Genomic DNA, 22,511 nt, shown 5'->3' with positions numbered 1-22,511 from the left:
GCTCGGGCTGAGCAGAACGCACAAGCAGGAGACATCACATTGTGCAGGATGCGCAACAGGCGTGAGGCTCGTTGCCATGATCGAAAACACGGTGACCGTGGCCGAGTATCTCGGGGAGCGGCTTCGGCAGGCCGGCGTGTCCCACCTGTTCGGCGTGCCCGGTGACTTCAACCTGAACCTGCTCGACGGGCTGGCCGAGGTGCCAGGGCTGCGCTGGGTAGGGTCGCCCAACGAGCTCGGCGCCGGGTACGCGGCCGACGCGTACGCCCGGAGCCGCGGCCTGGCCGCGCTGATCACCACCTACGGGGTGGGGGAGCTGAGCGCGATCAACGCGGTGGCCGGCAGCGCCGCCGAGGACGCGCCGGTGCTGCACATCGTGGGGTCGCCGCGGACGAGCACGGTCGAGGCGGGGTCGCTCGTACATCACACGCTGGCGGACGGGGAGTTCGGGCACTTCGCGCGGGCGTACGGCGAAGTCAGCGGAACCGTCGGCGTGCTGACGGCGGACCGCGCGGGTGAGCAGATCGACGCCGCCGTCCTGGCCGTGCGGCGCGGGCGCAAGCCCGGGTATCTGAGCGTGCCGCAGGACCTGGCCCTGCACCGGATCCCGGCGGCGGCGCTGCGGGAGCCGCTGGAGTGGAACTCCGACCCGGCTGCGGTGGAAGCGTTCGCGGCGGCTGTGCGGGAGTTGATCACCGCAGCGGAAAAGCCGGTTCTGATTGTCGGGCAGCTGGCGGCGCGCTACCGGCTCGGGGCGCGGATCGCGCGGATGGGCGTGCCGATGGTGACCCAGCTGGCGGCCAAGGGTGTGATCGACGAGGGGACGCCGGGGTATCTCGGCGACTACGCGGGTTCGATGCTCGACCCGGGGCCGGCCGCGGTCGTCGACGACGCCGATGTCCTGGTGCACCTGGGTGCGGTGCAGACGGCCGAATTGACCGGGTTCTTCTCGGCGCGGCCGGTCGACGACCGTACGGTCTGGGCCTCGGCGACGGCGGCCGGCATCGGTGACCAGCGGTTCGAGAACGTGCTGTTCCCCGACGCGGTGGAGATTGTGGCGGCGACCCTCGAACAGCGGCCGGCGCCCGAGGTGGAGAGAGCCCGGTTGGAGCAAAGCGACGAGCTCACCCAAGCCGGATTGTGGAGCGCGCTGCAGGAGTGGCTGCCCCCGCACTCGGCGCTGGTGGCGGACACCGGCACCGCATACTGGGGTGCGTTGTCGATGCGGCTGCCGGCCGACACGGTGTTCGCCGGGCAGCCGATCTGGAACTCGATCGGCTGGGCGCTGCCGGCCGTGCTCGGTCAGGGGCTGGCCGAGCCGGACCGCCGGCCGGTGCTGGTCATCGGTGACGGGGCCGCGCAGATGACCATCCAGGAGCTGGGCACGATCGCCGCTCACGGGCTGCGGCCGGTGATTCTGCTGCTCAACAACCGCGGCTACACGATTGAGCGGGCGCTGCAGAGCCCGCAGGCCGTCTACAACGACGTGACGCCGTGGAACTGGCGGGCCCTGGTGGCCGGGCTGACCGGGCCGGAGACCGACTACCACCACGCGGGGACGCCGACTGAATTGGACAAGGCGCTGCGTGCGGCGGCTGATCACCCGGATCGGCTGGCCTTCATCGAGGTGCAGCTGGACGCGTACGACACCCCGCCGTTGCTGCGCCGCCTGGCCGAACGAGCCACCGCCGCGGCCAAGGGCAACAGCTAGGACCGGGTCAGGCTCGGCGGCGGTGATCCGCCGGGGTCCGGCTGATGCTTGACCGGCCGGACGTACGCGATGACAGCAGCGACCGCCGCCGCGAGCACGATCGCCGCGGCGGTGATCGCGGCGATGCGCAGCCGCCGAGCCCAGGGCCGTGACTGGTCCAGACGCTGGAAAGGCTGGACAGCGGTGCTCTGAGAAGACGCGGGCCGGGATGCGCTACCGGGGGTTGGCGGCTTCTCCGGATAGCTGCGAGCGTTCTCGCGCCGTGATGCGGGTGCCGGGGTGTACAGATTGGCCGGCAGTTCGGCCGCTTCGGCCGGTCGCGGTGAGTCGTAGGCGCCGGTGTTCTGTTGCGGGATGCCCGGTCGAAAGGGCCCGGCGTTTTCGGCCGCACCCGTCCGCCCCTGGCTCTGGGCGTTCTCCAGGGCGGCGAGCAACTCTTCCGCGGTACGCGGCGGGTTCGCCAGCACAACCCGTACCGCCGGGGGTGGATCCTCGAAGAGCTCACCGATGAGCGTGACCGCCGCCTGCAGGTCGAGCGGCTGCGACGTCGCGTCGCCCCGCGTCGCGGCGGACGCCAGGTCACCGAGGACCGCCCGCCCGTCCGACACGAGAACGTTGCCCGGGTGAAGGGCGCCGTGCGGGCGCTGCCGGCGGTGGATCGCGGTGAGGGCGCGCAGCACGTCGGTGGCGATCCGCGGGGCAGAGGCGATCGGTCCCGCGGCGAGGGAGTGCTGGTGCAGCTCGGCCGCCGTCCAGGGCGGGTCGGCGGTCGGGTCGGCCCAGTACAGCCGGGCCACGTTCGGGTGGTCGGAGAGCTCGTACTGAAGGCGGCATGCCTCGGCCACGGCCTGCTGGACGGCGAGGGAGAACGGCCGCCGCCACAGCTTCAGGGCGACCACGATGTCGAAGGTGCGGTTGCGGGCGCGGAACACCTCGGCCGCCGCCGATTCGCCCAGCTTGGCCGCGAGCTCGAAGTCGGCCAGGGTCTGCCGGGGATGGATCTGCTCAGGCTCGCTCATGCCACCAGCTCCCGGGCGGCGAGCGCCACCAGTTCCCGGGCGGCGAGCGCCACCAGTTCCCGGGCGGCGAGCGCCACCGGCTCCCGGGCGGCGAGGCGGCACGGGGCAGCGGCTTGAGGGACCGGTGAGCTGGGCATGCGCCCCAGGGTGAGGGCTTACCGGCAGCCAACGGCTATTACGGTCAAATGCCCGTCACTGGATTCCCCCAAAAGTTTGGCGGTCTAGCCGGCCCGCCAGTCGGGCAGGGCGGACGTGTCCCGGCGTTCGATGACCGGGAAGACGCTCGAGTAGGTCTGCCAGGACGGCCGCGCCGGTTTGTCGCTCATCGCCAGCACCCGGGCCAGCCCCTGCAGCGCGTCCCGCAGGGCCTGGTGGAGCCGCGGGTCGGCGACGAAGCCGTGGGCGTCGACGGCCTCGGGCTCGATCGGCAGCCGGATGCAGGCGGCCCGCAGGACCCTGGCGTTGCCGTGGGTCAGCACGGCTTCCAGGGTGGCCCGGGCGAGGTCGTCCTCGCTGGCCCGGGCCACCGACAGCCAGGCGGCCGGCTTGCCGTCGAGCAGGTTGTCGTCGACCAGCCAGTCGAGCAGGTTCTTCAGGCTGCCCGGGATCGAGCCGGCGAACTCGGGCGTGCTGAACAGCACGGCGTCGGCGATGCGCACCTGGTGCCGCAGCAGGACCACGCTGTCGTGCGGGTTCTCCTCGCCCGGCACGAAGGCCGGCAGACTGCGCAGACCCTCGAACAGGCCGGCGTTGATGTCCTCCGGGGCGAGATGAGCGGCCGTCCGCAGCGCGGCGTTGTGCAGGGACTCATCGCGGGTGCTGCCCGAGATCAGCAGGATGCGCGTCATGCCGCAGACCTTAGATCACGGCGTGCAGATCAGGCTGATCTCCTTGGCCGCCCGCTTCTTGACCTCGACGCGGTGCACGGCGCGCCCCGGCGTCAGGTCGGCCACCGTCGCCGGCTCCGGGCAGGCCGCGGCCTTTCCGTGCCACTCGATCTCGGTCGCCTCGGTCACGGTCACCGTCAGGGACAGACCTTGGCCGTACGCCACGGTGAGCGCCCCGGTCGCCGAGTCGAACCCGGCGACCGTCGCCCCGGCCACCTTGGGCTTCGGGTCGGCGCCGTTGCGCATCCCGTCGTCGTCGGCGTCCTCGTCGCCGTCCTTCACCCCGTCCCCGTCGCTGTCGGCGCTGCGAGGGTCGAGGCCCAGCATCCGCTCGATCTTGTTGGGCAGGCCGTCCGCGTCCGGGTCGGAGTTGGCGTCGTTGCGCTTCGGGTTGAGCTTCTTGGCCACCTCGTACCCGTCGGGCAGTCCGTCGCCGTCGCTGTCGGCCTGGGCGGCGCTGGTCCCGGCCCTGTACTCGGCCAGGTTGACCAGCCCGTCGGCGTCCTTGTCGGCGCCGGCGTCCTTCTTGCGCGGGTTGAGGCCGTTGGCCTTCTCGTAGGTGTCGGGCATGCCGTCGCGGTCGCTGTCCTTCACGGCCGGAACCTTCGGCTTGGCCTTCCCGCCGGCCATCGCGGGGCCGGACATCGGCAGGACGATCAGCGTGGCCAGGGCGGTGACGGCGGCAAGTCGGCGCTTCATGCAGGTGGTCCTTCCGGGGCGGTACGGGTGATGACCCCGGTCGGCCGGAGGGGGAAGAATCAGAGGCTTGCTACCGAACGGCACCCGAGAAGCTCCACCCGGCGAAGGAGAACGGGACGTGCTGCGGGCGATCGTGGCCCGCTCCTACGAGCGGGCCTCAGCCTCGTAGCGTGTCGCGGACCTGCATCAGGGCGATGCCCAGCAGGTTGAGCCCCCGCCACTGCTTCGGATCCTGCGCACGCGGGTCGTCCCGGCTCAGGCCGATGCCCCAGACCCGGTCGAGCGGACTCGCCTCGACCAGATGACGATCACCGGTGCCGACCAGGAACGCGCGCAGATCATCGTGCGCCCCGAACTTCGCCACATTGCCGGCGACGACGATGGGCAGCCGGTTGTCCTTCCACGTCTGCTCCTCGAACCCCGCGACACGCCCGCCCAGCTTCTTCGCCGCATGCGGATGCTCGACGGCGAGAATCCGCTCGGCCATCTCCTTGTCGCCGAAGAGCACGGCCTTGCTCCACATCATGTAGTGCTCGGCCGTCGCAAACCGCACCCCGTCCACCTCGAACGGCGACGGAAACCACTGACTGAGGCAACCGGCCCCGGGGCTGCCGTCGCGCTCGGGCTGGTGCCCCCAGAAGAACAGGTACTTGGGCATGCGAAGCAGTGTGCCGACATTCGCCGGGCGCCGCCACGGAGTATCGCGGTCACACCTTGAGTGGGTTGGCGACCTCGAGCTGGTCGTGGTCGATGAGCCAGCGGATCGACTCCAGGACCGCGTCCTCGGGCTCGTGCTGCGGGGCGTAGCCCAGCAGGGCGCGCGCCTTGTCGATGCTGCAGAAGTGGTTGCGCACGAGGTGCTCCCAGCTCGCCTGGGCGGCTTCACTTCCGGTGGTACGCCGGAAAGCGTCCCACGTGACCGTGCGGAGCTCCGCCGTCTGGCCGAACCACGACGCGCCGATCTGGGCGAAGCCGCGCACGTTCAGCGCCGACGGCGCCACGACGTTGAAGTCCTCGCCGGCGGCGGCCTCCCGGCGGTCGATGGCGCCGATGAAAGCCTGCGCGACGTCGTCGGCGTGCACGTGGTGCATGAACTCGGCGCCGATCCCCGGGATGTCGAGCGGCTCGCCGGCCGACAGCTTGCCCCACACGCTCGGGTCGAGGTTGCCCAGCGGCCCGATCGGATGCCAGCCCGGCCCGACGATGTGCCCCGGATGCAGAGAGGTGGTGGCCAGCCCGCCGCCGTGCGTCTCCTCCTGCAGCATCCGCGCGATGGCCGCCTTGCCGATCCCGTACTCCCCGATCGGCGGCGTCCCGTTCTCCTCGGTGATCGGAATCTTCAGGCTCGGCCCGAACCGCCAGATCGACCCGCAGTGCAGCAGATGCCCGGTCACCCCACGCAGCCGCTCCACCAGCGTCCGCGCCGACTCGACCGTGAAACAGATCAGGTCGACGACGGCATCGGCCCCCAGCCCGGCGACCCGCTCCGCGAAGACCCCGTCCCGGTCCTCCGCCTCCCGGTCGGCGCTGACATGCCGCACCTGCTGCCAGGCCGCGTCGTCGACATAGCTCGACCGCTGTCCGCGGCTGACATTGACCACTTCATGCCCCGCCCGAACCAGCCGCGGAACCAGAAACGTGCCGATATGCCCACTACCACCGACGACAACGATCCTCATGACGTCACCCTAAGCCCGCCCAGCCCCGATGGATCGCCGGCCACGGTGTGCAGGGCGTTCTCGTACGCGCCCCCGAAGTCGATTCGGGAAATCTTCCGCAGTGGCCACTTCGTGGGTTCGCGATTCCAGGTCGCCTGCGGGCTCACCTCCAGGATGCCGGCGGTGCGCTTCCGAAAGCCGACGAAACGCCCGATGAAACACATATCTGGAAGGTTCTTCTCCAGGTGCAGGGCGATCAACGGAAACTGCTCGGCCACCGACGCGATGAGCTTCCGGACATCAGTCAGATCCACGTCCGGCGGCGCGGCCGGCGGCCAGGTCCCTTGGAGCGCGAGCGCCTTGCCGACGAACCCGTCCGCCGGACGCGCCTTGACGGCCACGACGTCGGCGAACCGCAGCGCGGCAAAGCCGTCGAGCCGAATCCCGTCATCCACGACGGCCATCAACACCCACTCGTCAGCCCGCGCCACGACATACCCCTCGAGCTTGTCCGCCCGATCGATCCCGCGCCGCACCCGGACCAGCCGGCGCTCGCGCAGCGCCCGATCGAGCCGGAAAGCCATCAACGCCCGCGTCCGTACCTTCGATCGACCCATCGCTTGATCATTTCCGAACGCGCCATGCCGGCGCAGGCATTTTCCGGGCGCAGGACGAGGGACAACCCCGCCCTGCCGGCCCGAGGGCGGGATCTTGCTCCCAGGCCCGTCCCCGGCCGACTCGTGGTGGCTTCTGCGGGCGTGTACGTCGGCGCGGAGGACTTTCATGCGCTGGCGGACGACTTGGCGTAGGGCTTGGCTCTGCGCGCGGCGGCCGTTGACCGGCAGGCGCTGCCGTTCCCCGGGGCCCTGTTCGTGCTGGCCGAGGCCCTGCCGCTGCGGGTAGGCCGGCAACGCTCTGGCGTCAGTGGGCGGTGAGGCCTTCCGCAGCGAGGACGGCTGCCAATTTCCGGGTGATATCCGGGCGAGCGATGAGTTCGGCGAATCGCCGGGCCAGATCTGGCTGGGCTGTAAGAGTGGGCGCCGCGGGAGTGGGCGCGGGGTGGGTGAGCGCCGCGTGGGTGGGCGCTGGGGGATCGAGCACGGTGGAGGTGAGGGCTGCGGAAGTGAGGGCTGCCGGGGCGGGGGCCGGAGGTCGGGGGGCCTTGCCCGCGGTGTCTGTGGTGCGGGAGCGGGCTGGGAGCTCGGCCAATGTGGTCAGTTCGGCGTGGAGCATCAAATCCGGGTCGGGCTCGACGGTGACGGCCAGGTCGATGGGGCGGTCCAGGTGGAGGGACAAGGTGCGGGCGAGGATCGAGCGTAGGCGGGACTCGACGGCGTCGCGGGTGAAGTTGTCCCGGGCTTCGACCAGGGCCGTGTCCTCGATGATGGCCCGCAGCCGAGTCTGCCTCAGGAGAGTCCGTTGCTGGCGGGAGACCTCGGGGCCCATGTCGGCCAGGGTCTGCTGCCAGAGGCGGGCCAGGTCGGTGGGTGGGGCGGTTCTGCTGGGCTTCAGGCCTTCGCGCAGGTAGCCGGCGGCGACCGCCCACGGCTTGAGCATGGTGCGTTCGGCCTCGGCTTCGAGTCGGTTGGTGAGATCGGCAGGCACCGGGACCGGGAGGATTCGCGCGGCGCCCTGAGCGTCGCGGATCGCCTCGTTCGCCGCCTGGGTGCCGATCGCCTGCTCGAGCCATTCGGTGGCCGGGATTCCGGCGGTCCGGGCCGCTTCTTCGAGCCTTGCCTGCGCCTCATTGCTGATCTTCATTTTGGGCATGGCGGCCATCTAACCCCCGAGCATCACCTCTGGCGACGGCCCGAGCGGAGCCCTCGCCCGCTGCGACACGCGGTCCACCAGCCGAAACGCCGAAGAGCAGGCGAACTTACGTTCATCGATGGCATCCCGGCTTCCGGAAACCACACTGCTGTAGTTCCCAGACCTTGACCGTCCGGGCCGGACCAGGGTGGGAAATCACGTGGCGCTGGTGTCAGTTCTGGATGGAGCGGCCGGGTCAGGTGCGCGGCCTGCCTCTTTGCCGTCGGCACGAATGGTTTCGACTGGCAGTGAGAGCAACGCCCGCAGGGGCGCCGGGGGAGCGGGTGTCCGGCGCCAGACCAGAATCTTCCGGTACGGGATGACGGGTGTCAGCGGCACCGCCACGACCCGCGGATCCTGGTAGATCTCGGGATCGGCGCCGGCCGCGATGGCGATGCCGATGCCCTCACCGGCCAGGGCCACCAGGAGCGCCACGTCATTGGTGGCGTACGCCGGCTGGAAGGCCACACCCGCGGAGGCGAAGGCGGCGTCGAGCAAGGGCCGTAGGCCGCTGTCGGGGTTGTAACTGATCAAGGAAGCGCCGGCCAGACTCTCGATCGCCAGGGCGGCTCCGGTCGTGACGGGGTGACCGGCCGGTACGACAGCTACGAACCGGTCTTCCAGCAGCGTTCGGGTGCTGAGCGCCGGCTCAAGCGGTCCCGCTGGGTGGGCGATCGCCGCGGCGCTGAGCGATCCGTGCCGGACCCGGTCGAGCAGAACCGCACTCGTCCCGCTCACCAGGCGGACGTTCACCGCGGGAAAGCGCCGGTGAAACGCTCCGAGAAGGGCCGGCAGCGGGGTGATCTCGACGCCGTCGACGCTGCCGAGGGCCAACTCGCCGGACAGGACTCCGGCTCGGGCGGCGAACTCAGCCTTGGCCGCCGCGACGGCGGCGATCGCTTCCCGCGCGTATGGCAGGAGCGCCGTCCCGGCCGGGGTGAGCCGGACCGCCCGGGGCCCGCGCTCGAACAGCACTTCGCCGACCTCGGTCTCCAGGTTACGGATCTGCTGGCTGATCGCCGGCTGGGCCACCCGGCAGCGCTCGGCTGCGCGGCTGAAGGACTCCTCCTCGGTAACCGCCACGAAGTACCCCAGCGTTCTGAGCTCCATGACGGCATCGTATCAAGGATGCTTATAGCGCCTAGACGATCTTTGTCTTGGTCTTATGGGTCGAGGTGGTTCAGGCTGGGATCAGCCCCCAACCGGGGCGGACGGGCCGGCCAACCGGCATCGATGTTTCCGAAGGGTCGCTGAGCAATGTCCACTACTGCCCACTTCACCCCGCAAATTCGCGATGACCTGGTGCTCTCGCACTCCGTGGAGACCGTTGAGATCGAGGGCCCATTCGCTCGGGTCGACATCGAGAAGTGGCTGAAGGCGCTGCCCGACAAGGAGTATCAGCGCGCCGCCCCGGGTGACCACAAGGCGGCCGGCTACACCGTCGACGACGACGGCACCCCGATGTCGATCAACGTCGAGATGATCGGAACAGGGCTGGTGATTCAGCACTACCGCTACGAGGTGGCGGGCCCGCACTACTGCAAGATGGTGTCGACCTCGGACGTGCTGACCCCGAACGGCTGGACCACTGTGCAGGTCGTCTGGGAACTGCTGATGGAGCAGATCGACGGTGACAAGCTGAGGTACACCAACACGGTGACCTCGCACCCCACCCAGGAGATGCTCGAGTTCACCGAGAAGAACGGCGGCACCTTCGAGCAGGCGGCCGAAGCGCGTCAGGCCGCGTCCGGCGCGCACAACAAGCGCGAGACCCCGAACTTCGCCGCCAGCATCGTCCGGGCGGCGGGAAAGGGCGCGGCATAACGGTGCGTAATGTGGACCGTGGCGCGTAGAGTGGGGCCTCGTGGGCATTGATCTCTAATGATGTAGATCAATGATCACGGGGATGGCCATAATTCGATAGCGGGGTCGGCGGCCGGTAATGAGGGCCTGGACCAGGAGTAATGCGCAGCATGCGTAGTACTCGAAGGCCATAACCATCTGCTGGATCGAGGGCGATTTCGTGCCGGTGATTGCAAGTTGCACGCCAAAACGGGCACGGAGGGCATCCGGTAGATGAATTGGCACATTCAATCGGCACACACGCATTGTCATGACGCGCTCACTCTTCGTACAGTGAGGGTCACAGATCATCGATCTCGATGAGTGCGACAAGCAGGCCGACCTGGCGGCGGCCTGCGGGGGAGCCGAGCATGCTTATCAAAGCCATCGACCGGATCACCGATGCCGAGCAGAACCAGGCAATGTGGACCATGTACACGGACGCCTTCGAGGAGTTGAACCACCTCGCGGTCCAGCGTCACCTGATGTACAAATCCGAGTTCGACGAGGTAATGGCGGACCCGCGGGTGGAGAAGTTCCTCGCCCTCGATGACGACGGCACCATGTGCGGCGTCGCCACTTACACCAACGATCTCAACGCGGTCCCTCTGATCGCTCCCCAGTACTTTGAACGTCATTGGCCGGAGCACTACGCGGCTGGGAAGATCTGGTACATCGGATTCGTCGCCGTGAGTCCGCATGCCCAGGGTCGTGAAGCCTTCGCTCAACTGGTCGAGCAGATGTACCGGATCGCGTCGGCCCAGAACGGGCTCGTGTGCCTGGACATCTGCAATCACAACGACGAGGTCCGCCGCATGTCCCGGGTGTTCCGGATGATGGTCAGCCGGCTCTCGGACAACATGAAGTTCACCCGCATCGACCAGCAGTCGTACTGGCTCTACGAATTTCCAGCAGCCGCGTAGTTACTCGGCAGGGGGCATCATCGTCAGTTCATAGGCAGCCTCCACATGGACCAGAGCGGTGGTCCATCGGGTAGCTCGATGACGGACCGGATCCGGTATCCGTGCCGGAGGTAAAGGTCCCGGTTACGCGGGTCGTTCGCCTCCAGATACGCGGGGATGCCGGCCTCGTCCAGACGGGCATGATGGCGGTCGAGGAGCGCACTGCCGATCCCACGGCCCTGGTCCTCCGGATGGACGGCCAGGAAGGCCAGGTAGTGGTGGGGATCGGTGGGGTGGTGCGCCTCGATCGCCGCGTCCAGTTCGCAGGCTTTGTCGTACGAGGGTCCGGTCACCTCCTTCAGCCGTCGCCCGTAGTCGAGCGGCGGCGGGATCGTGGCGGTCATCGGGAACCACAGCGCCACTCCGGAGACGCGGCCGGTGTCGTAGTCCGAGGTGGCGTACACCTCGCCGTACCGGACCGCGTGCTCGACGAAGATCTCGAAGTAGCGCGGGCTGTCGCGCCGGCGTACCGCGGCATCGGGGTTCAGCCAGCGGGCCACCGGCCCGTCCCACATCGCCGCGGCGACGAGGTCGGTGATCTCCTCGACGTCGACGGGTGCGACGTCGCGGATCACCAGTTCCTGGATCGCGTAGGTCATGACTTCCTCTCTTGATGGCTCAAGGGGAGGGGATCGGCCAAAGGCAGTGGGACGGGCCGGTGGGGTCTAGTAGGGATAGCCGCTGCGGGCGCCGACCGGGTCGGCATGCAGCGAGCGCATCAGCGCCTGACTGTCGGCGAGGATGCTGTTCTGCCGGTCGGAGCCCCGGCCGATCTGCATGTAGACCTCGGGCCGGGCCGCTCGCATGATCAGGGCCCAGGCGATGCCGACGATGCCGACGGCCAGGTAGCAGACCGGGATAAGCCATTGGAAGACCGAGTCGCCGGAGACCTGGAGCAGCTCGCCGAAGCCGATGCAGGTGGCCGCCAGCACGACCGTGAGCAGAAGGAACGCCAGGCCGGGGGCGAAGTAGGCCCGCCAGATGTTCTCCCCTCGCCGTTTGTGCACGAAGAACGCGATGACCGCGGCCGAGGCCGCCCACATGAGGATGAGGACGCCGAGCCCGCCGATCGTCGTGAGCCACGCGAAGACGTAGACCAGCGGGTCGGCGCCGGCCAGGGCGTACGCGCTGAGCACGATGATGGCCAGCACGCTCTGGGTGATGGAGCCGAGGAGCGGAGCGCCCGTACGCGGGTGGGTGCGGCCCCACGCCGCCGGCAGGACGCCCTCGCGGCCGAGCGCGAACTGGTAGCGCGACACCGCCGCGTGGAAGGCCAGCAGGGCCGCGAACACGCTCGTCAGGAACAGGATGTAGCCGAGGTCGACCAGGACCTTGGGCAGATGGGGGCCGACCAGGGTGAAGACCAGGTCGGTACGGTGTTCGGACGCTTTCGCGGCGATCTGATCGGGCCCGGTGTTGACCGACATGGCCCAGGCCGAGATCGCGCACAGGACGCCGGCCAGCAGCACCGCGATGTGGGTGGCCCGGGCGATCGTGCGCTTCGGGTCCTTGGCCTCCTCGGAGAGCACCACGGTGGCCTCGAAGCCGACGAAGCCGGCGATGGCCAGCACCAACAGCACGCCGACGACCGGGGTGGCCAGCGGCGCCGGCGAGAACTGCGAGAAGGTGACCTCGCCGTTGGCCGGGTTGCCGATCATCACCAGGTCGTAGATGAGCACGATGGCGATCTCGAGCACGAGCAGCACGGCCAGGACGCGGCCGCTCAGGTCGACCCACAGGAGGCCGAGCACCGTCACCGCGGCCCAGGCGGCCACCGCACAGGCGTACCACGGCACGGAGAAACCGAGCGCCGCGAGGATGCCGGAGGCGGCCGAGCCGAACAGACCGAAGAGGCCTATCTGCATGAGTGAGTACGCCGGGAGGGCGACGAAGGCGGCGCCGACGCCGACCATACGGCCCAGACCATGACTGATGTACGAGTAGAAGGCCCCCGTGTTGACGATGTGCCGGCTCATCGCGACGAAGCCGACGGTGAACAGTGACAGCAGCCCGGCCACCACCACGTACGCGATCGGGACGGCGGTGCTCCCGATGATCGCGTAGATCGTGGTGATGGAACCGATGATCACGGTGAGCGGTGCGGCTCCCGCGACGCCGAAGAACACCACAGACGGAATGCCCAGCCGGTTCTTGGCCAGCGCCTGTGTGACGATGTCCGGCTCTGCGGGTTTCGTACGCTCCATCAACATCCTCCCGGCCCAGTGGTCATGGTTGTTAGGCCGGAGGTGATGGCGGCCGTTGCCGCTCACCGTCGGCCGACGGTCAGCACCGAGCCCACGGAGGCCTCGGTGATCTCTACGAGCTCGCGCAGGTCGCCCGGAAGCGAGCCGACCGCGCTCGGCAGCGAGTGGAACGCGTGCCGGTGCATCTCGAAGTCGTAGAGCACGTGTCTGGTCAGGCCGGTGGCAGCCACCAGCCCGATGAGCACCCGGTCGCTGATGCTCATGCCGATGCCACGCACCAGCAGGTTGGCCAGCCGGGCCGGAGCCCAGGCGGCCGCGTTGCGCTGAGCCGCGCTGTTCGGCATGTACAGCGTCTCGGTGGAGAGCATGCGGCGGCGGGTCACGACCTCGACCGCGCCGAGCCGCGACAGCCGCTCGCCGACGCGGATCGCCGCGTCCTGCGAGAGGAACGCCAGCCACACCCGTACGTCACGGTGTTGCGGCTGGGCTATCAGAAGGTCCAGGATGTCGTGTGCGAGCGCGTCCGTCGGAGGATGCCGGTCGAGGATGACCAGATCTCCGTCGGTGATGCCGATCCGTCCTTCGAGGACCAACTCGCCGAGGAGAGCGGCGGCCAGGCCCAGCCCGGTCGCGCGTGGATGGAGACGGGACCGGCCGGTGCGGTCCTCGTGTGCGATCAGGAAATACTGGTCAGCCAACACGCCGCCACGCCCCTTAGACAACGTCTTGATGTGTGGTGTTGCGGGCCTCGTCGCCCGAGCTGTTGCGATTTGATCTTTTTGGTGCGGGATGACAGTGAAGATCACCCTGTGTGCGTAAAGGTATGACTCGATGTGTGTCGCATCATGTACCCGGCAGCGAGGTCATGACAAGAAGTACTAGACTTTTTGTCGAGTCCTCCTTGTTTGGATCATCAAGCACCGCGGTCGTACTATCGGCTTCAGCAGGACCGAGGGAGTCCAGGTGTCGGTTGATGAAGGACCCACGCTGCGCCGTCGCCGCCTCGGGGCGGAGCTGAAACGGTGCCGCGAGGCGGCCGGATTGACGCAGGAAAATGTGTCGCGTCATTTCGAGTGGCATGCCGCCAAGGTGACGCGGATCGAGACCGCGCGCGTCGCCGTGACCCCGCGCGACGTCAAGGACCTGCTGACGCTGTACGGCGTCGGCGACCAGGAGTACCGCGACGCCATGGTCGAGCTGGCCCGGCTCTCGCGCGAGCGCACGTGGTGGACGGACTACCGCGACATCATGCGCCCCGGCAACTTCGTCGGCCTGGAGGCCGCGGCCGCGTCGATGCGCTGCTGGGAGCCGGTTCTGGTGCCCGGCCTGCTGCAGACCGAGTCGTACATGCGGGCCCTCATGGAGGCCGGCCGCACCAACGACACGCCCCAGCACATCGACCGCCGGGTGAAGCTGCGGCTGACCCGGCAGGGCCGGCTCACCGCCGACCGGCCGCTCGAGCTCGAGGTCGTCGTCGACGAGTCGGTCGTCCGCCGCGTGGTCGGTGGCAAGCACGTGATGAATGAGCAGCTGCGACACCTTATCGAGGCCGCTCAATTACCCAATGTCACCTTGCGGATTCTGCCGTTCCACGCCGGCGAGCACACGTTCCTCGGCGGTTCAGCAGCGCTTTTGGAGTTCCGGGAGACCACCCATTTGGATGTTGTCTATCTTGAAGGTCTTGCGGGAGACTACTACGAAGAGCAACCATCCGAGGTTGCCCGTTACCGCCAAGAGTTCGAGCGATTGAGCGCCAAGGCGCTCGACCATCGCATGACTATCAAGATGATCGAGAGCCTGCTCGTCGCTTAGGCTCCCCGAGACAACCGCATAATCCGAAGGGGGGTGCTTGAATTGCTCATGCACCAGCTCACCGGTGCCGGCCTCGCCGAGGCAACGTGGCGCAAAGCCAGCCGCAGCAACGGCAACGGTGGCAACAACTGTGTCGAAGTCGCCTTCCTCGACACGGGCGTCGCCGTCAGGGACAGCAAGGACCGCTCCGGTCCTGCGCTCCTGTTCACCCAGGCGGAGTGGACCGCCTTTGTGGACTCAGCCAAGGAAGGCGAGTTCGACATCAATTCCTGAGGCTAGAGACTAACCATAGGCACGGACCGATGGGAAGTGCCTACGCAAAGTCAACTTCTCCGCAAAGGGGGCCGCGGCTCCGCTCACCGGGAGTCGCGGTGCCCCTACTCTGCATAATCCCTTCGTTTTACCTTGAAATGCGAAGTTCTTTCGAGTGAATCGCGCGGTCGGATCCGTGACAACGACCGGATCCGATAGTCAGCGTTCTGTGCTCGCGTGTGTGCGGAAAGTGCGGGCGTAGCTTTGCACCCGTGAATGATCTCGAGGGTGTTCTGCTGTTCGCCGGTATCCCGCTCGCCATCGTGGCGATCGTGTTCGGGCTCGTCTTCTGGACCAGCGCCAAACCCAGCCGCGAGCCGATCACCAAGCCGGTGATGGACGAAGACGCCCCGAAGGGCGAGACCGGCGCTGACGCCTAGCTCTTGGTGGTCCGCCGGGGCCACCAACGGCCGCGCAGGGAAGCCAGGACGATCAAACCGCCGGCCAGCAGGGCCAGACCCAGGATGGTGGCGGTGGCCAGAGGGCTGCCGCTGAACGGGACCGGGTCGGGGAGCGGGTCGGCCCAGTACTGCTCGCGGGCCGGGACGGTGGCCGGTGGCGGGGTGATGACGGTCGGGGTCGGGTTCGGCACCGACGGGAGCGGGGTTCCTGGCGCGCTGAGCTGGGGCGCGACGCCCGGCACGGGGACGGCCGTGGCGGGCAGGGGTGTGGTCGTCGGGATGATGACCGGTGCCGGGGCCTGCTGAGCGGCGAGGTCTCGCTGAGCGACGCCTTGCCGCGCGCCGGGACCCTCTGCCCGCGGCGTCCCTGACGGCCCCGGAAGCACTACGGGTGCCTCGGCGGTCGCCGGCGCCGGCTCGGAGGCGGGCGCGGCATCGATGGAAGCAGCCGTATCGACTGGCGCTTCTTCGGACCCGGCGGAAGGCCCGGTCGTGGCGCCGGAGGTCGGCTCGGTCCCGGCGTCAGCCGTCGGCTCGGGCGCGGCGGTCGGCCCGGCTGTGGCCGTGGCGCTCGCAGTCGGCTCGATCGCGGCGCCGGCAGTCGGCTCCGTCGTGGTCATGGCATCGACTGTTGGCTCGGATGCGGCTGTAGCACCAGTCGTCGGCTCGGGCGCATTAGTGGCGTCGACCGTTGGCTCGGGTGCGGTGGAAACGTCGGCCGCTGGCTCGGGTGTGGCCGCGGCGCCGGCGGTCGGCTCGGTTGAGGGGGAGTCGGCCGCCGGCTTGGTTGGGGTGGGGGCGACGTCGATGGTGTTGTTGGCGGGGGTCGGGTCGCCGGTGGGGCTGGTGGCGGTGACGGTAATGGGGGCGGTGGGGGTCTCGCCGGGGGCGGTCACGGCGACGACGGTCATGCTGCGGGCCTCGCCGGAGGGCAGGTCGGGGTAGTCGCACTCGGCGGTGGTGGCGGTTACGGCGCAGGTGCCGTCGGGGGACGAGGCGGTGACCGCGGTCGTGCCGTCGGGGAGGGCGGCGATCACGTGGGTCGCGGCGGCCGGGCTGGGGCCTTCGTTGGTGGTGGCGATCGTGTAGCGGGTGACCTCGCCCGGGTCGGTGGTGACGTCCAGCGTCAGGTCGGCCGCCGGGTCGACCGTGGTGTTGACCTCGTTCGAGGTCGAGACCGCTCCGTCGTCGTATTCGGCCGTGGCGCGGGTGGCGATCGTGGTGGCGGCGCTCGCGGGGGCGATCCGGACCTCGTACGACAGGGTGTGGCTCTCGCCGGGCGGGAGCAGGCCGACCTCCTGGCGCAGCGTGCGGGTGGCCGGGTCGTAGACGCCGTCGTTGCGGCGTGGGGCGTAGACCGTTCCGTCCGGGAGCGCGGCCACCAGCGACGTGTGCCGGGCCGGCCGGTTGCCCACGTTCTCGGCCGTCACGGCGTACGTCACGAGGCCGTTGACCTTGACCTTGGCGGTCGAGACGGTGGCGGTGGTGATCAGGCAGGCGTCCGGGACCGGCGGGGCGCAGGTGCTCTGGGCGGCGTCGACCCGATGCTGATCGAGCGGATCGGCCGCTCCGACGACGTACAGGACGGCGGCCATCATGATGACCGCCATCCACCGAGAACACGCAGCCCAAGGCATACCAGCACGTTAACCGGCTGATCGGTACCTTTCGGGCTGTTCGGGCAAGATCAGACGCGGCCGAAGTCCTGCGTCCAGTACGGTGCGCCACCGGTCGTGTAGGCCACGCCCACGCCGACCGCGGTGCTCGCGCAGTTCAGGATGTTCTTGCGGTGGCCCGGGCTGTTCATCCAGCCGGTCACGACCTGCTGCGGCGTGCGGTAGCCCCAGGCGATGTTCTCGGCCGACGCGCCGTTCTTCGGGTAGCCGGCGCGGACCTCGCGGGTGACGAAGTTGCTGCCGTCCGAGCCGGTGTGGCTGAAGTTGCCGCTCCGGACCATGTCGGTGCTGTGGGCGCGGGCGGCGTTGGTCAGGCGGGCGTCGGTGCGGAGGGCCTTGCAGCCGCGGGCGGTGCGCTGGGCGTTGGTGAGCTTGACGACCTCGGCCTCGTACGCGGCGGTGGTCGCCGTCGACTTCACCGGGGTCGCGGCCTGGGCGGCGGCCATGGCCGGGGCGCCGAAGAGGGTCGGGACGGCGATGAGAGCGGCGGTGACGACGGCCTTGCGGACGAAGCGCTTCAAGGTGAGCCCTTTCGGTTGATCAGCTGTACGCCAGTCAGATCGGGCCGTCCGAAGGCGGATGAAGGGCTGAACCTTCGATGCAACTAGGGGCAACCAACATGCACCTACGAAAAGGCGGGGCCGTGATCAACGGCCCCGCCTTTCACACGCGTATCAGAGGGTCAGCGTCCAGGTGTTGATGTAGCCGGTGTCCTGGGAGTAGACGTCCTGCGCCCGCAGCTTCCAGGCGCCGTTGGCGGCCTCGCTCGACAGGTTCTTGGTGTACGTGGTCACGATGTTGTCGGCGCTGTCCGAGGTCGACGTCGCCTTGAGCGCGTAGACCGTGCCGTCCGGGGCCACGAGGTCGAGCTTCACGTCACCGCGGTAGGTGTGCACGACGTTGACCGCGATGGTCGAGGTCGCCGAGGCGGACCGGGCGCAGTCGGCGATCGTGATCGTGCTGGTCACCGCAGAGCCGGCGTCCGGGATCGTGACGTCGGTGGCGTTGGTGCCGGTGCAGCTGCCGGTCGGCGGCGGGGTGGTGGTGGGCGGCGGGGTGCCGCCACCGGTGCAGGTCGGGTCGGCCGACTGGGCCGGGACGCTGACGGCGTCCCACGCGGCCTTGACCGTGTTGAACTCGGTGCAGCTGTTCGGGAAGAGGTTCTTGGCCGCGGTCAGCGTCCAGGTCCGGTACTTCAGGTACGACGAGCTGGAGGTCTTCATCAGCATCGCGTTGTACATGATCTTGATCGCGTTCTGGATGCCCAGACCGGTCACCGTGCTGCTGTTGCAGGTCGAGCTGGCGGGCTGGCCGTTGCCGCTGGTGCCCTGGGCGAGCAGGTAGAACCAGTGGTTGCCGGGGCCGGCGGCCGCGTGCACCTCGGAGCCGGGCGTGCTGCTGGAGTAGCAGTTGCTGTCACCGGCGAGCGAGGGGTTGTACATGTACCGGATCGGGCCGCTGCCGACCAGGTTGACCTCCTCGCCGACCTGGTAGTCGGGGGCGTCGTTGGGGTTGTTGATGTACCACTCGGTGGCCGCGCCCAGGGTGTCGGCGACGAACTCCTGGGTGCCGGAGCGGGAGATGCCGCCGGGCGTGGTGTCGTCGATGCCGTGGCCCAGCTCGTGGCCGACCACGTCGGCCGACGAGATCCACTGACCGGCGGTGTTCTTGCCGATCTGGACCTGGGTGCCGTCGTAGTACGCGTTCTGGTCGTTGAGGCCGACCCGGATCGGCCACGCGCCGCCGGAGCCGTTCTGGCCGTTGCGGCCGAGCCACGACGAGAGCATCGCGTACTGCTTCTGGGCCACGTAGAAGGCGTCGACGCAGCCGGTCTCCTTGTTGGTGCCGGTGCCGTTGCCCCAGACGTTGTCGCTGCCGCTGAACGTCGTGTTGTTCGCGGCGTCCTGGCAGCGGATGGTGGTGTGGCTCGGGTCCTGCAGCGTATAGGTCGAGCCGGACTGGGTGGTGTCCAGCGTGACCGAGCCGTTGATCCAGCCCGTTCCGGTGCCGGAGACGTCGGTGACGTGCTCGTACTCGCGCAGCACGGCGCCCGAGGTGGCGTCCACGTCGACGGTCAGCCGGCTCGGGCCCTCGGCGCCGGTCCCCTTGACCGTGGTCTCCCAGGCCAGCCGGCCCGGCTTGCCGTCCAGGGCGACGACCACGAGCTTCGTGCCCTCGACCTCGGTCACCGTCTTGAGCTTCGCCTTGGCGATGCCGGCGGCGGCCGTGTCGGCCAGCTTGGGCACGGTCGAGATCTCACCGATCGGCTGGGTCAGCGCGACCGACGTGTACCTGGTGGCGCCGGCCGCGTCGGTGACCACGACCAGGTCACCGCCGATCACCGGGAAGCCGTTGTAGGTGCGGTCGTACGCCGTGTAGTTGATGCCGTGGGAGGTGTACGTCTGGCGGCGCTGGAAGGTCTCGTTCGCGCTGGCGGCCAGGACGGCGGGACGGCTGGCGACGAGGGCGTCGGCCTTGGCCGCGGCCGCTTGGGGATCCTGTGGGACGGCGGCGGCCGGCTGTGCGACGGCGACCATGGCGGAGGCGACCAGGGTTCCGGCGGCCGCCGCCACGATCAAGGGGGTTCGACGTTTCACGCGCGACTCCTTCAAGGATGACTTGAGGAAGGACGCTAGGCATCGACGGTCGTCACCGAATCAGGGAAAACCCTTGCGCCTGTCATTCAACAATTTCTCTCAGTGACAGGCTGAGCGCTGGCAGTGACCTCTGCGGTGGGGCATCATGGCCGGACAGCGTCCCGTCAGGAGTGTGTGATGACCTCACAACTCGAGTTCGCGGCCCGGTCCGCCTTCGCGCAGGTGCTCAACGCCTGGCGTACGCGCCGGGGCCTCTCCAAGAAGCAGCTCGCCGCGTCGATGGGCTACCACCCGTCGTACATCAGCCACGTGGAGAGCCTGCGCCACCACCCGACCTTCGAATTCGCCTGCCGCGCCGAGGCGGTCCTGGCGAGCGGGTCCGAGATCATCGAGGCCTACACCGGCTGCCGGCAGGCCACCGGCGAGCTCGAACCGGCCGTGAAGTCCGGTTACGAGCCCAGCCAGATGCTGCCGGCCACCATCGTCATCGAGGACGAGCTGGCCACCCTCACCTACGACGACGGGTGGTACGCCTGCCGGGTCGAACGGCTCGTGCGCAACGTCGGCGACCGCCCGGTCACCACCTGCCCGGTCCGGATCGACGTCGACCGCTTCCCCGATCAACCCCGCGTCTCCCGCCGCCTCTACCAGGAAAGCCCGCTGCGCCTGGCCGACCTCGGCTTCACCGCGGCGGCCGGCGAGGAGCCGATGGATGTACGCGTCACACGCACCAGCGACGCCTATCTGAAGCTGGCCCTGGTCTTCGGCAACGCGCGGGCCCGGTTCCCGCTCTACCCGGGCGACCAGACGCGGGTGTCCTACTCCTACCGGGTCCCGGTCAGCCAGTACGGCCAGTGGTTCCAGCGGGAGATCCGCTTCCCGACCCGGGCCCTGACCATGTCACTCCGGCTGCCGGAGAAGTTCGGGGCCGAGGTGGGGGCCGAGGTCCTGTCGTACGCGGGCATCAAGTCGTTCACGCCGACCGTGGCCCCGGGCGACGACGGCACGATCCTGCACACGCTGCGCATGCGGGAGCTCCTGCTCACCAGCCAGGTGCGGCTGCGCTGGCGCTTCGCGGCGCCACACGCCTCAGCTCCACGGGCGGCCTGACCCCCGGTACTGCGAGAGCGGGATGAGCTCGTCGCCGGCCGGCATCCGGTCGGTGTAGAACCGGCCCTCCAGGTGGTCGATCTCGTGGCCGGCGTGCCGGGCCAGCCCGGCCGCGAACCGCGTGATGACCAGGCCACCGTCGAGGCGCCGGTGCTCGACCTCGACGGTGAGCGGGCGGTCGACCCGCCCGCGCACGTCGAAGAAGCTCATGCAGCCCTCGTACTGCACGTCGTGCCCCCGCGATTCGCCGACGATCCGCGGGTTGAGCAGCACGATCTCGCTGTCGTGGGGATCGGGCGGGCGGATCACGGCGGCCGCGCGGTCGATGCCGATCTGCGGGGCGGCCAGACCCATGCCCTTGGCGAAGACGTGCGCCCGGGCGACCCGGTCCATCGCGGCCCGGACCAGGTCGAGGACGCGGCGGGCCTCGGCCGCCTCGCGGGGAAGATCGAAGGGACGGGCCGGGGACCGGAGAGCGGGATCGTCACGCTGGAGGATGCCGATCGCCGCCATTCGGTGGCCTGGGGTGAGTTCTTTGGAAACCACGAGAACCCCTCGGTTTTCGGTTACTCGACCCCATTGATACATGGGTGTCGCGTGAAAACCGCATGAACGGTCGTGAATGAGACCGTGAATGAAGGGAAGGACTCAGCCTGGGGTTTTGTGGCCCCGGACGGCCCACGCGGAGGCGGTCAGGGGGATTTCGCCGGACGCTGTGAACGGGAGTCGGCGCCGCAAATCGTCCCTAATCCGGCGCTGGGATTCGCTGTCCAATGCGGATAGATAGGCGGGGGCGGGGCCCGTTCCGCCGAGGAATGGCGTCCAGTAGTCGGCGAAATTCGCGAAAACTGTCGGAATCTCGATAGCCCGGGTCGCCACGTTCGTCAGGCCGGCGGCGGACCAGGCGGCGCGCAGCGCGGGCTCGTGGCAGATCGGGAACCGCGGCCCCTCATCCCGGCCGCCGGCCGCCGGGTCGGCCTCGGCGGCGGCGTCCCAGAAGTGGCGCATCATCTGCATGCCTTCGGCATAGTCCCAGACGTACGCGGCCACGACCGCCCCCGGCGCGGCCACGCGCACGAACTCGGCCACCGCCCGGGCCGGATCGGGGACGAAGTTGAGCGCCAGCCCGCTGACCACGGCATCGAAGGCCCGATCACGCAGGGGCAGCGCGGCCGCGTCGCCGGCCACTCTGGTGGCATCCAGGACCGACCGCAGGAACCCGCGCGACGGGTCGACACCGACCACGTCCGCCGGCCCCGAAGCCATGATCGCGGCGGTGAGGGCACCCGTGCCGCAGCCCACGTCAAGCCACCGCCGTCCACTCGGAACACCGAGCCAGTCGACGAAGATCGTGGCCACCCGACGGCTCCATCGCCCGACATATGCCTCATAAGCGTCGCCGGCCGCCCACACGTCGCCCGTCATGGGGTTGAAATTAGGCCATCCGCAGTCCCGGCTGAAGGGCCCACAAGGCTGAGGGCCGCGCGAGAGCGGCGGGGGTGAGGGCGCGGGGTGGGGGGGCCGCGGGGGGTGAGGGCTGCGGAGGTGAGGGCGCGGGGTGAGGGCCGCGAGGGTGAGAGCTGCGGGGGTGGGGGCCGCGGGGGTGAGAGCGCGGGGGTGAGAGCCGCGGAGGTGGGGGCCGCGCGGTGAGGGCTGCGGGCGTGAGGGCTGCGGGGCCGAGGGGCCGCGAGGTGAGGGCTGCGGGGGTGAGGGCTGCGGGGGTGAGGGCGCGAGGTGAGGGCTGCGGGGGGTGAGGGCGCGAGGTGAGGGCTGCGGGGGTGAGGGCGCGAGGTGAGGGCTGCGGGGGTGAGA

Annotated in this window: 24 protein-coding genes; 7 read left to right on the top strand and 17 right to left on the bottom strand. The window is 69.3% G+C overall.

Going from position 1 to position 22,511, the window contains the following annotated elements:
- Positions 1-76 precede the first annotated feature (76 nt).
- A complete protein-coding gene (locus tag AB0J66_RS48350) occupies positions 77-1,711 on the top strand; it encodes a thiamine pyrophosphate-binding protein (RefSeq protein ID WP_364675900.1) in 1,635 nt (544 codons plus the stop codon).
- Here AB0J66_RS48350 and AB0J66_RS48345 read toward each other — a convergent pair.
- The 9 genes from AB0J66_RS48345 to AB0J66_RS48305 form a co-directional block, all read right to left on the bottom strand.
- A complete protein-coding gene (locus AB0J66_RS48345) occupies positions 1,708-2,730 on the bottom strand; it encodes a hypothetical protein (RefSeq protein WP_364675897.1) in 1,023 nt (340 codons plus the stop codon). The genes AB0J66_RS48350 and AB0J66_RS48345 overlap by 4 nt on opposite strands.
- Entirely contained in the window at positions 2,727-2,867 is a 141-nt protein-coding gene (locus AB0J66_RS48340; protein WP_364675895.1) for a hypothetical protein, read from the bottom strand. Before AB0J66_RS48340 ends, AB0J66_RS48345 begins: the two co-directional genes overlap by 4 nt.
- An 84-nt stretch (positions 2,868-2,951) precedes the next feature.
- Positions 2,952-3,578, bottom strand: a complete 627-nt coding sequence (locus AB0J66_RS48335; RefSeq protein ID WP_364675892.1) for an NAD(P)H-dependent oxidoreductase — start codon at positions 3,576-3,578, stop codon at positions 2,952-2,954.
- Between the two features lie 15 nt (positions 3,579-3,593).
- Positions 3,594-4,316, bottom strand: a complete 723-nt coding sequence (locus tag AB0J66_RS48330) for a hypothetical protein (protein WP_364675889.1) — start codon at positions 4,314-4,316, stop codon at positions 3,594-3,596.
- Positions 4,317-4,473: 157 nt separating this feature from the next.
- Positions 4,474-4,974: an NADAR family protein gene (locus tag AB0J66_RS48325; protein WP_364675887.1), complete on the bottom strand. Its 501-nt coding sequence runs from the start codon at positions 4,972-4,974 to the stop codon at positions 4,474-4,476.
- 49 nt (positions 4,975-5,023) lie between these two features.
- On the bottom strand, positions 5,024-5,995 hold the full coding sequence (locus AB0J66_RS48320) for an NAD(P)-dependent oxidoreductase (protein ID WP_364675884.1): 972 nt from the start codon (positions 5,993-5,995) through the stop codon (positions 5,024-5,026).
- On the bottom strand, positions 5,992-6,558 hold the full coding sequence (locus tag AB0J66_RS48315) for a hypothetical protein (protein ID WP_364675882.1): 567 nt from the start codon (positions 6,556-6,558) through the stop codon (positions 5,992-5,994). Before AB0J66_RS48315 ends, AB0J66_RS48320 begins: the two co-directional genes overlap by 4 nt.
- Positions 6,559-6,895: 337 nt before the next feature.
- Positions 6,896-7,735, bottom strand: coding sequence for a hypothetical protein (locus tag AB0J66_RS48310; protein WP_364675879.1), 840 nt, complete (start codon positions 7,733-7,735; stop codon positions 6,896-6,898).
- A gap of 204 nt (positions 7,736-7,939) precedes the next feature.
- The gene (locus AB0J66_RS48305; protein WP_364675876.1) at positions 7,940-8,893 is read right to left on the bottom strand and encodes a LysR family transcriptional regulator; all 954 of its coding nucleotides are present in this window, start codon (positions 8,891-8,893) and stop codon (positions 7,940-7,942) included.
- A gap of 147 nt (positions 8,894-9,040) precedes the next feature.
- On the opposite strand from AB0J66_RS48305, the gene AB0J66_RS48300 reads away from it, so the two are divergent.
- Positions 9,041-9,607: a hypothetical protein gene (locus AB0J66_RS48300; RefSeq protein WP_364675875.1), complete on the top strand. Its 567-nt coding sequence runs from the start codon at positions 9,041-9,043 to the stop codon at positions 9,605-9,607.
- Between the two features lie 389 nt (positions 9,608-9,996).
- Positions 9,997-10,548, top strand: coding sequence for a GNAT family N-acetyltransferase (locus AB0J66_RS48295; RefSeq protein WP_364675872.1), 552 nt, complete (start codon positions 9,997-9,999; stop codon positions 10,546-10,548).
- 23 nt (positions 10,549-10,571) lie between these two features.
- On the opposite strand, the gene AB0J66_RS48290 is transcribed toward AB0J66_RS48295, so the two are convergent.
- The 3 genes from AB0J66_RS48290 to AB0J66_RS48280 form a co-directional block, all read right to left on the bottom strand.
- Positions 10,572-11,186: a GNAT family N-acetyltransferase gene (locus AB0J66_RS48290; protein WP_364675870.1), complete on the bottom strand. Its 615-nt coding sequence runs from the start codon at positions 11,184-11,186 to the stop codon at positions 10,572-10,574.
- Between the two features lie 66 nt (positions 11,187-11,252).
- Positions 11,253-12,797, bottom strand: coding sequence for an APC family permease (locus AB0J66_RS48285; RefSeq protein WP_364675867.1), 1,545 nt, complete (start codon positions 12,795-12,797; stop codon positions 11,253-11,255).
- Between the two features lie 56 nt (positions 12,798-12,853).
- A complete protein-coding gene (locus AB0J66_RS48280; RefSeq protein WP_364675864.1) occupies positions 12,854-13,492 on the bottom strand; it encodes a GPP34 family phosphoprotein in 639 nt (212 codons plus the stop codon).
- Positions 13,493-13,754: 262 nt separating this feature from the next.
- Here AB0J66_RS48280 and AB0J66_RS48275 point away from each other — a divergent pair, with 262 nt between their 5' ends.
- From AB0J66_RS48275 to AB0J66_RS48265, 3 genes are all read left to right on the top strand, one after another.
- Positions 13,755-14,603: a helix-turn-helix transcriptional regulator gene (locus AB0J66_RS48275; RefSeq protein WP_364675861.1), complete on the top strand. Its 849-nt coding sequence runs from the start codon at positions 13,755-13,757 to the stop codon at positions 14,601-14,603.
- Positions 14,604-14,651: 48 nt separating this feature from the next.
- Positions 14,652-14,876: a DUF397 domain-containing protein gene (locus AB0J66_RS48270; RefSeq protein WP_364675985.1), complete on the top strand. Its 225-nt coding sequence runs from the start codon at positions 14,652-14,654 to the stop codon at positions 14,874-14,876.
- Positions 14,877-15,127: 251 nt separating this feature from the next.
- The gene (locus AB0J66_RS48265) at positions 15,128-15,295 is read left to right on the top strand and encodes a hypothetical protein (protein WP_364675858.1); all 168 of its coding nucleotides are present in this window, start codon (positions 15,128-15,130) and stop codon (positions 15,293-15,295) included.
- Here AB0J66_RS48265 and AB0J66_RS48260 read toward each other — a convergent pair.
- The 3 genes from AB0J66_RS48260 to AB0J66_RS48250 all read right to left on the bottom strand — a co-directional run bounded on the left by AB0J66_RS48260 (position 15,292) and on the right by AB0J66_RS48250 (position 19,529).
- Positions 15,292-16,926, bottom strand: coding sequence for a hypothetical protein (locus tag AB0J66_RS48260; RefSeq protein WP_364675855.1), 1,635 nt, complete (start codon positions 16,924-16,926; stop codon positions 15,292-15,294). The genes AB0J66_RS48265 and AB0J66_RS48260 overlap by 4 nt on opposite strands.
- A 77-nt stretch (positions 16,927-17,003) precedes the next feature.
- The gene (locus tag AB0J66_RS48255) at positions 17,004-17,513 is read right to left on the bottom strand and encodes a CAP domain-containing protein (RefSeq protein WP_364675852.1); all 510 of its coding nucleotides are present in this window, start codon (positions 17,511-17,513) and stop codon (positions 17,004-17,006) included.
- Between the two features lie 153 nt (positions 17,514-17,666).
- Entirely contained in the window at positions 17,667-19,529 is a 1,863-nt protein-coding gene (locus AB0J66_RS48250) for a M4 family metallopeptidase (RefSeq protein ID WP_364675982.1), read from the bottom strand.
- Between the two features lie 237 nt (positions 19,530-19,766).
- Between AB0J66_RS48250 and AB0J66_RS48245 the strand changes: the two genes are divergently transcribed.
- Positions 19,767-20,699, top strand: coding sequence for a helix-turn-helix transcriptional regulator (locus tag AB0J66_RS48245; RefSeq protein WP_364675849.1), 933 nt, complete (start codon positions 19,767-19,769; stop codon positions 20,697-20,699).
- Here AB0J66_RS48245 and AB0J66_RS48240 read toward each other — a convergent pair.
- The gene (locus tag AB0J66_RS48240; protein ID WP_364675847.1) at positions 20,679-21,245 is read right to left on the bottom strand and encodes a peptide deformylase; all 567 of its coding nucleotides are present in this window, start codon (positions 21,243-21,245) and stop codon (positions 20,679-20,681) included. The genes AB0J66_RS48245 and AB0J66_RS48240 overlap by 21 nt on opposite strands.
- Positions 21,246-21,347: 102 nt before the next feature.
- Entirely contained in the window at positions 21,348-22,124 is a 777-nt protein-coding gene (locus AB0J66_RS48235) for a class I SAM-dependent methyltransferase (RefSeq protein ID WP_364675844.1), read from the bottom strand.
- Between the last annotated feature and the right edge of the window lie 387 nt (positions 22,125-22,511).

This window comes from Actinoplanes sp. NPDC049598 (assembly GCF_040675435.1).
Taxonomy (GTDB): Bacteria; Actinomycetota; Actinomycetes; order Mycobacteriales; family Micromonosporaceae; genus Actinoplanes.
This window is presented reverse-complemented; position numbering and strand designations above follow the sequence as displayed.

Excerpts from the sequence above, each read along its gene's own strand:
- AB0J66_RS48350 (WP_364675900.1), top strand. The coding sequence starts at position 77 with ATGATCGAAAACACGGTGACCGTGGCCGAGTATCTCGGGGAGCGGCTT.
- AB0J66_RS48345 (WP_364675897.1), bottom strand. The coding sequence starts at position 2,730 with ATGAGCGAGCCTGAGCAGATCCATCCCCGGCAGACCCTGGCCGACTTC.
- AB0J66_RS48340 (WP_364675895.1), bottom strand. The coding sequence starts at position 2,867 with ATGCCCAGCTCACCGGTCCCTCAAGCCGCTGCCCCGTGCCGCCTCGCC.
- AB0J66_RS48335 (WP_364675892.1), bottom strand. The coding sequence starts at position 3,578 with ATGACGCGCATCCTGCTGATCTCGGGCAGCACCCGCGATGAGTCCCTG.
- AB0J66_RS48330 (WP_364675889.1), bottom strand. The coding sequence starts at position 4,316 with ATGAAGCGCCGACTTGCCGCCGTCACCGCCCTGGCCACGCTGATCGTC.
- AB0J66_RS48325 (WP_364675887.1), bottom strand. The coding sequence starts at position 4,974 with ATGCCCAAGTACCTGTTCTTCTGGGGGCACCAGCCCGAGCGCGACGGC.
- AB0J66_RS48320 (WP_364675884.1), bottom strand. The coding sequence starts at position 5,995 with ATGAGGATCGTTGTCGTCGGTGGTAGTGGGCATATCGGCACGTTTCTG.
- AB0J66_RS48315 (WP_364675882.1), bottom strand. The coding sequence starts at position 6,558 with ATGGCTTTCCGGCTCGATCGGGCGCTGCGCGAGCGCCGGCTGGTCCGG.
- AB0J66_RS48310 (WP_364675879.1), bottom strand. The coding sequence starts at position 7,735 with ATGAAGATCAGCAATGAGGCGCAGGCAAGGCTCGAAGAAGCGGCCCGG.
- AB0J66_RS48305 (WP_364675876.1), bottom strand. The coding sequence starts at position 8,893 with ATGGAGCTCAGAACGCTGGGGTACTTCGTGGCGGTTACCGAGGAGGAG.
- AB0J66_RS48300 (WP_364675875.1), top strand. The coding sequence starts at position 9,041 with ATGTCCACTACTGCCCACTTCACCCCGCAAATTCGCGATGACCTGGTG.
- AB0J66_RS48295 (WP_364675872.1), top strand. The coding sequence starts at position 9,997 with ATGCTTATCAAAGCCATCGACCGGATCACCGATGCCGAGCAGAACCAG.
- AB0J66_RS48290 (WP_364675870.1), bottom strand. The coding sequence starts at position 11,186 with ATGACCTACGCGATCCAGGAACTGGTGATCCGCGACGTCGCACCCGTC.
- AB0J66_RS48285 (WP_364675867.1), bottom strand. The coding sequence starts at position 12,797 with ATGTTGATGGAGCGTACGAAACCCGCAGAGCCGGACATCGTCACACAG.
- AB0J66_RS48270 (WP_364675985.1), top strand. The coding sequence starts at position 14,652 with ATGCACCAGCTCACCGGTGCCGGCCTCGCCGAGGCAACGTGGCGCAAA.
- AB0J66_RS48260 (WP_364675855.1), bottom strand. The coding sequence starts at position 16,926 with ATGGCGGTCATCATGATGGCCGCCGTCCTGTACGTCGTCGGAGCGGCC.
- AB0J66_RS48250 (WP_364675982.1), bottom strand. The coding sequence starts at position 19,529 with ATGGTCGCCGTCGCACAGCCGGCCGCCGCCGTCCCACAGGATCCCCAA.
- AB0J66_RS48245 (WP_364675849.1), top strand. The coding sequence starts at position 19,767 with ATGACCTCACAACTCGAGTTCGCGGCCCGGTCCGCCTTCGCGCAGGTG.
- AB0J66_RS48235 (WP_364675844.1), bottom strand. The coding sequence starts at position 22,124 with ATGACGGGCGACGTGTGGGCGGCCGGCGACGCTTATGAGGCATATGTC.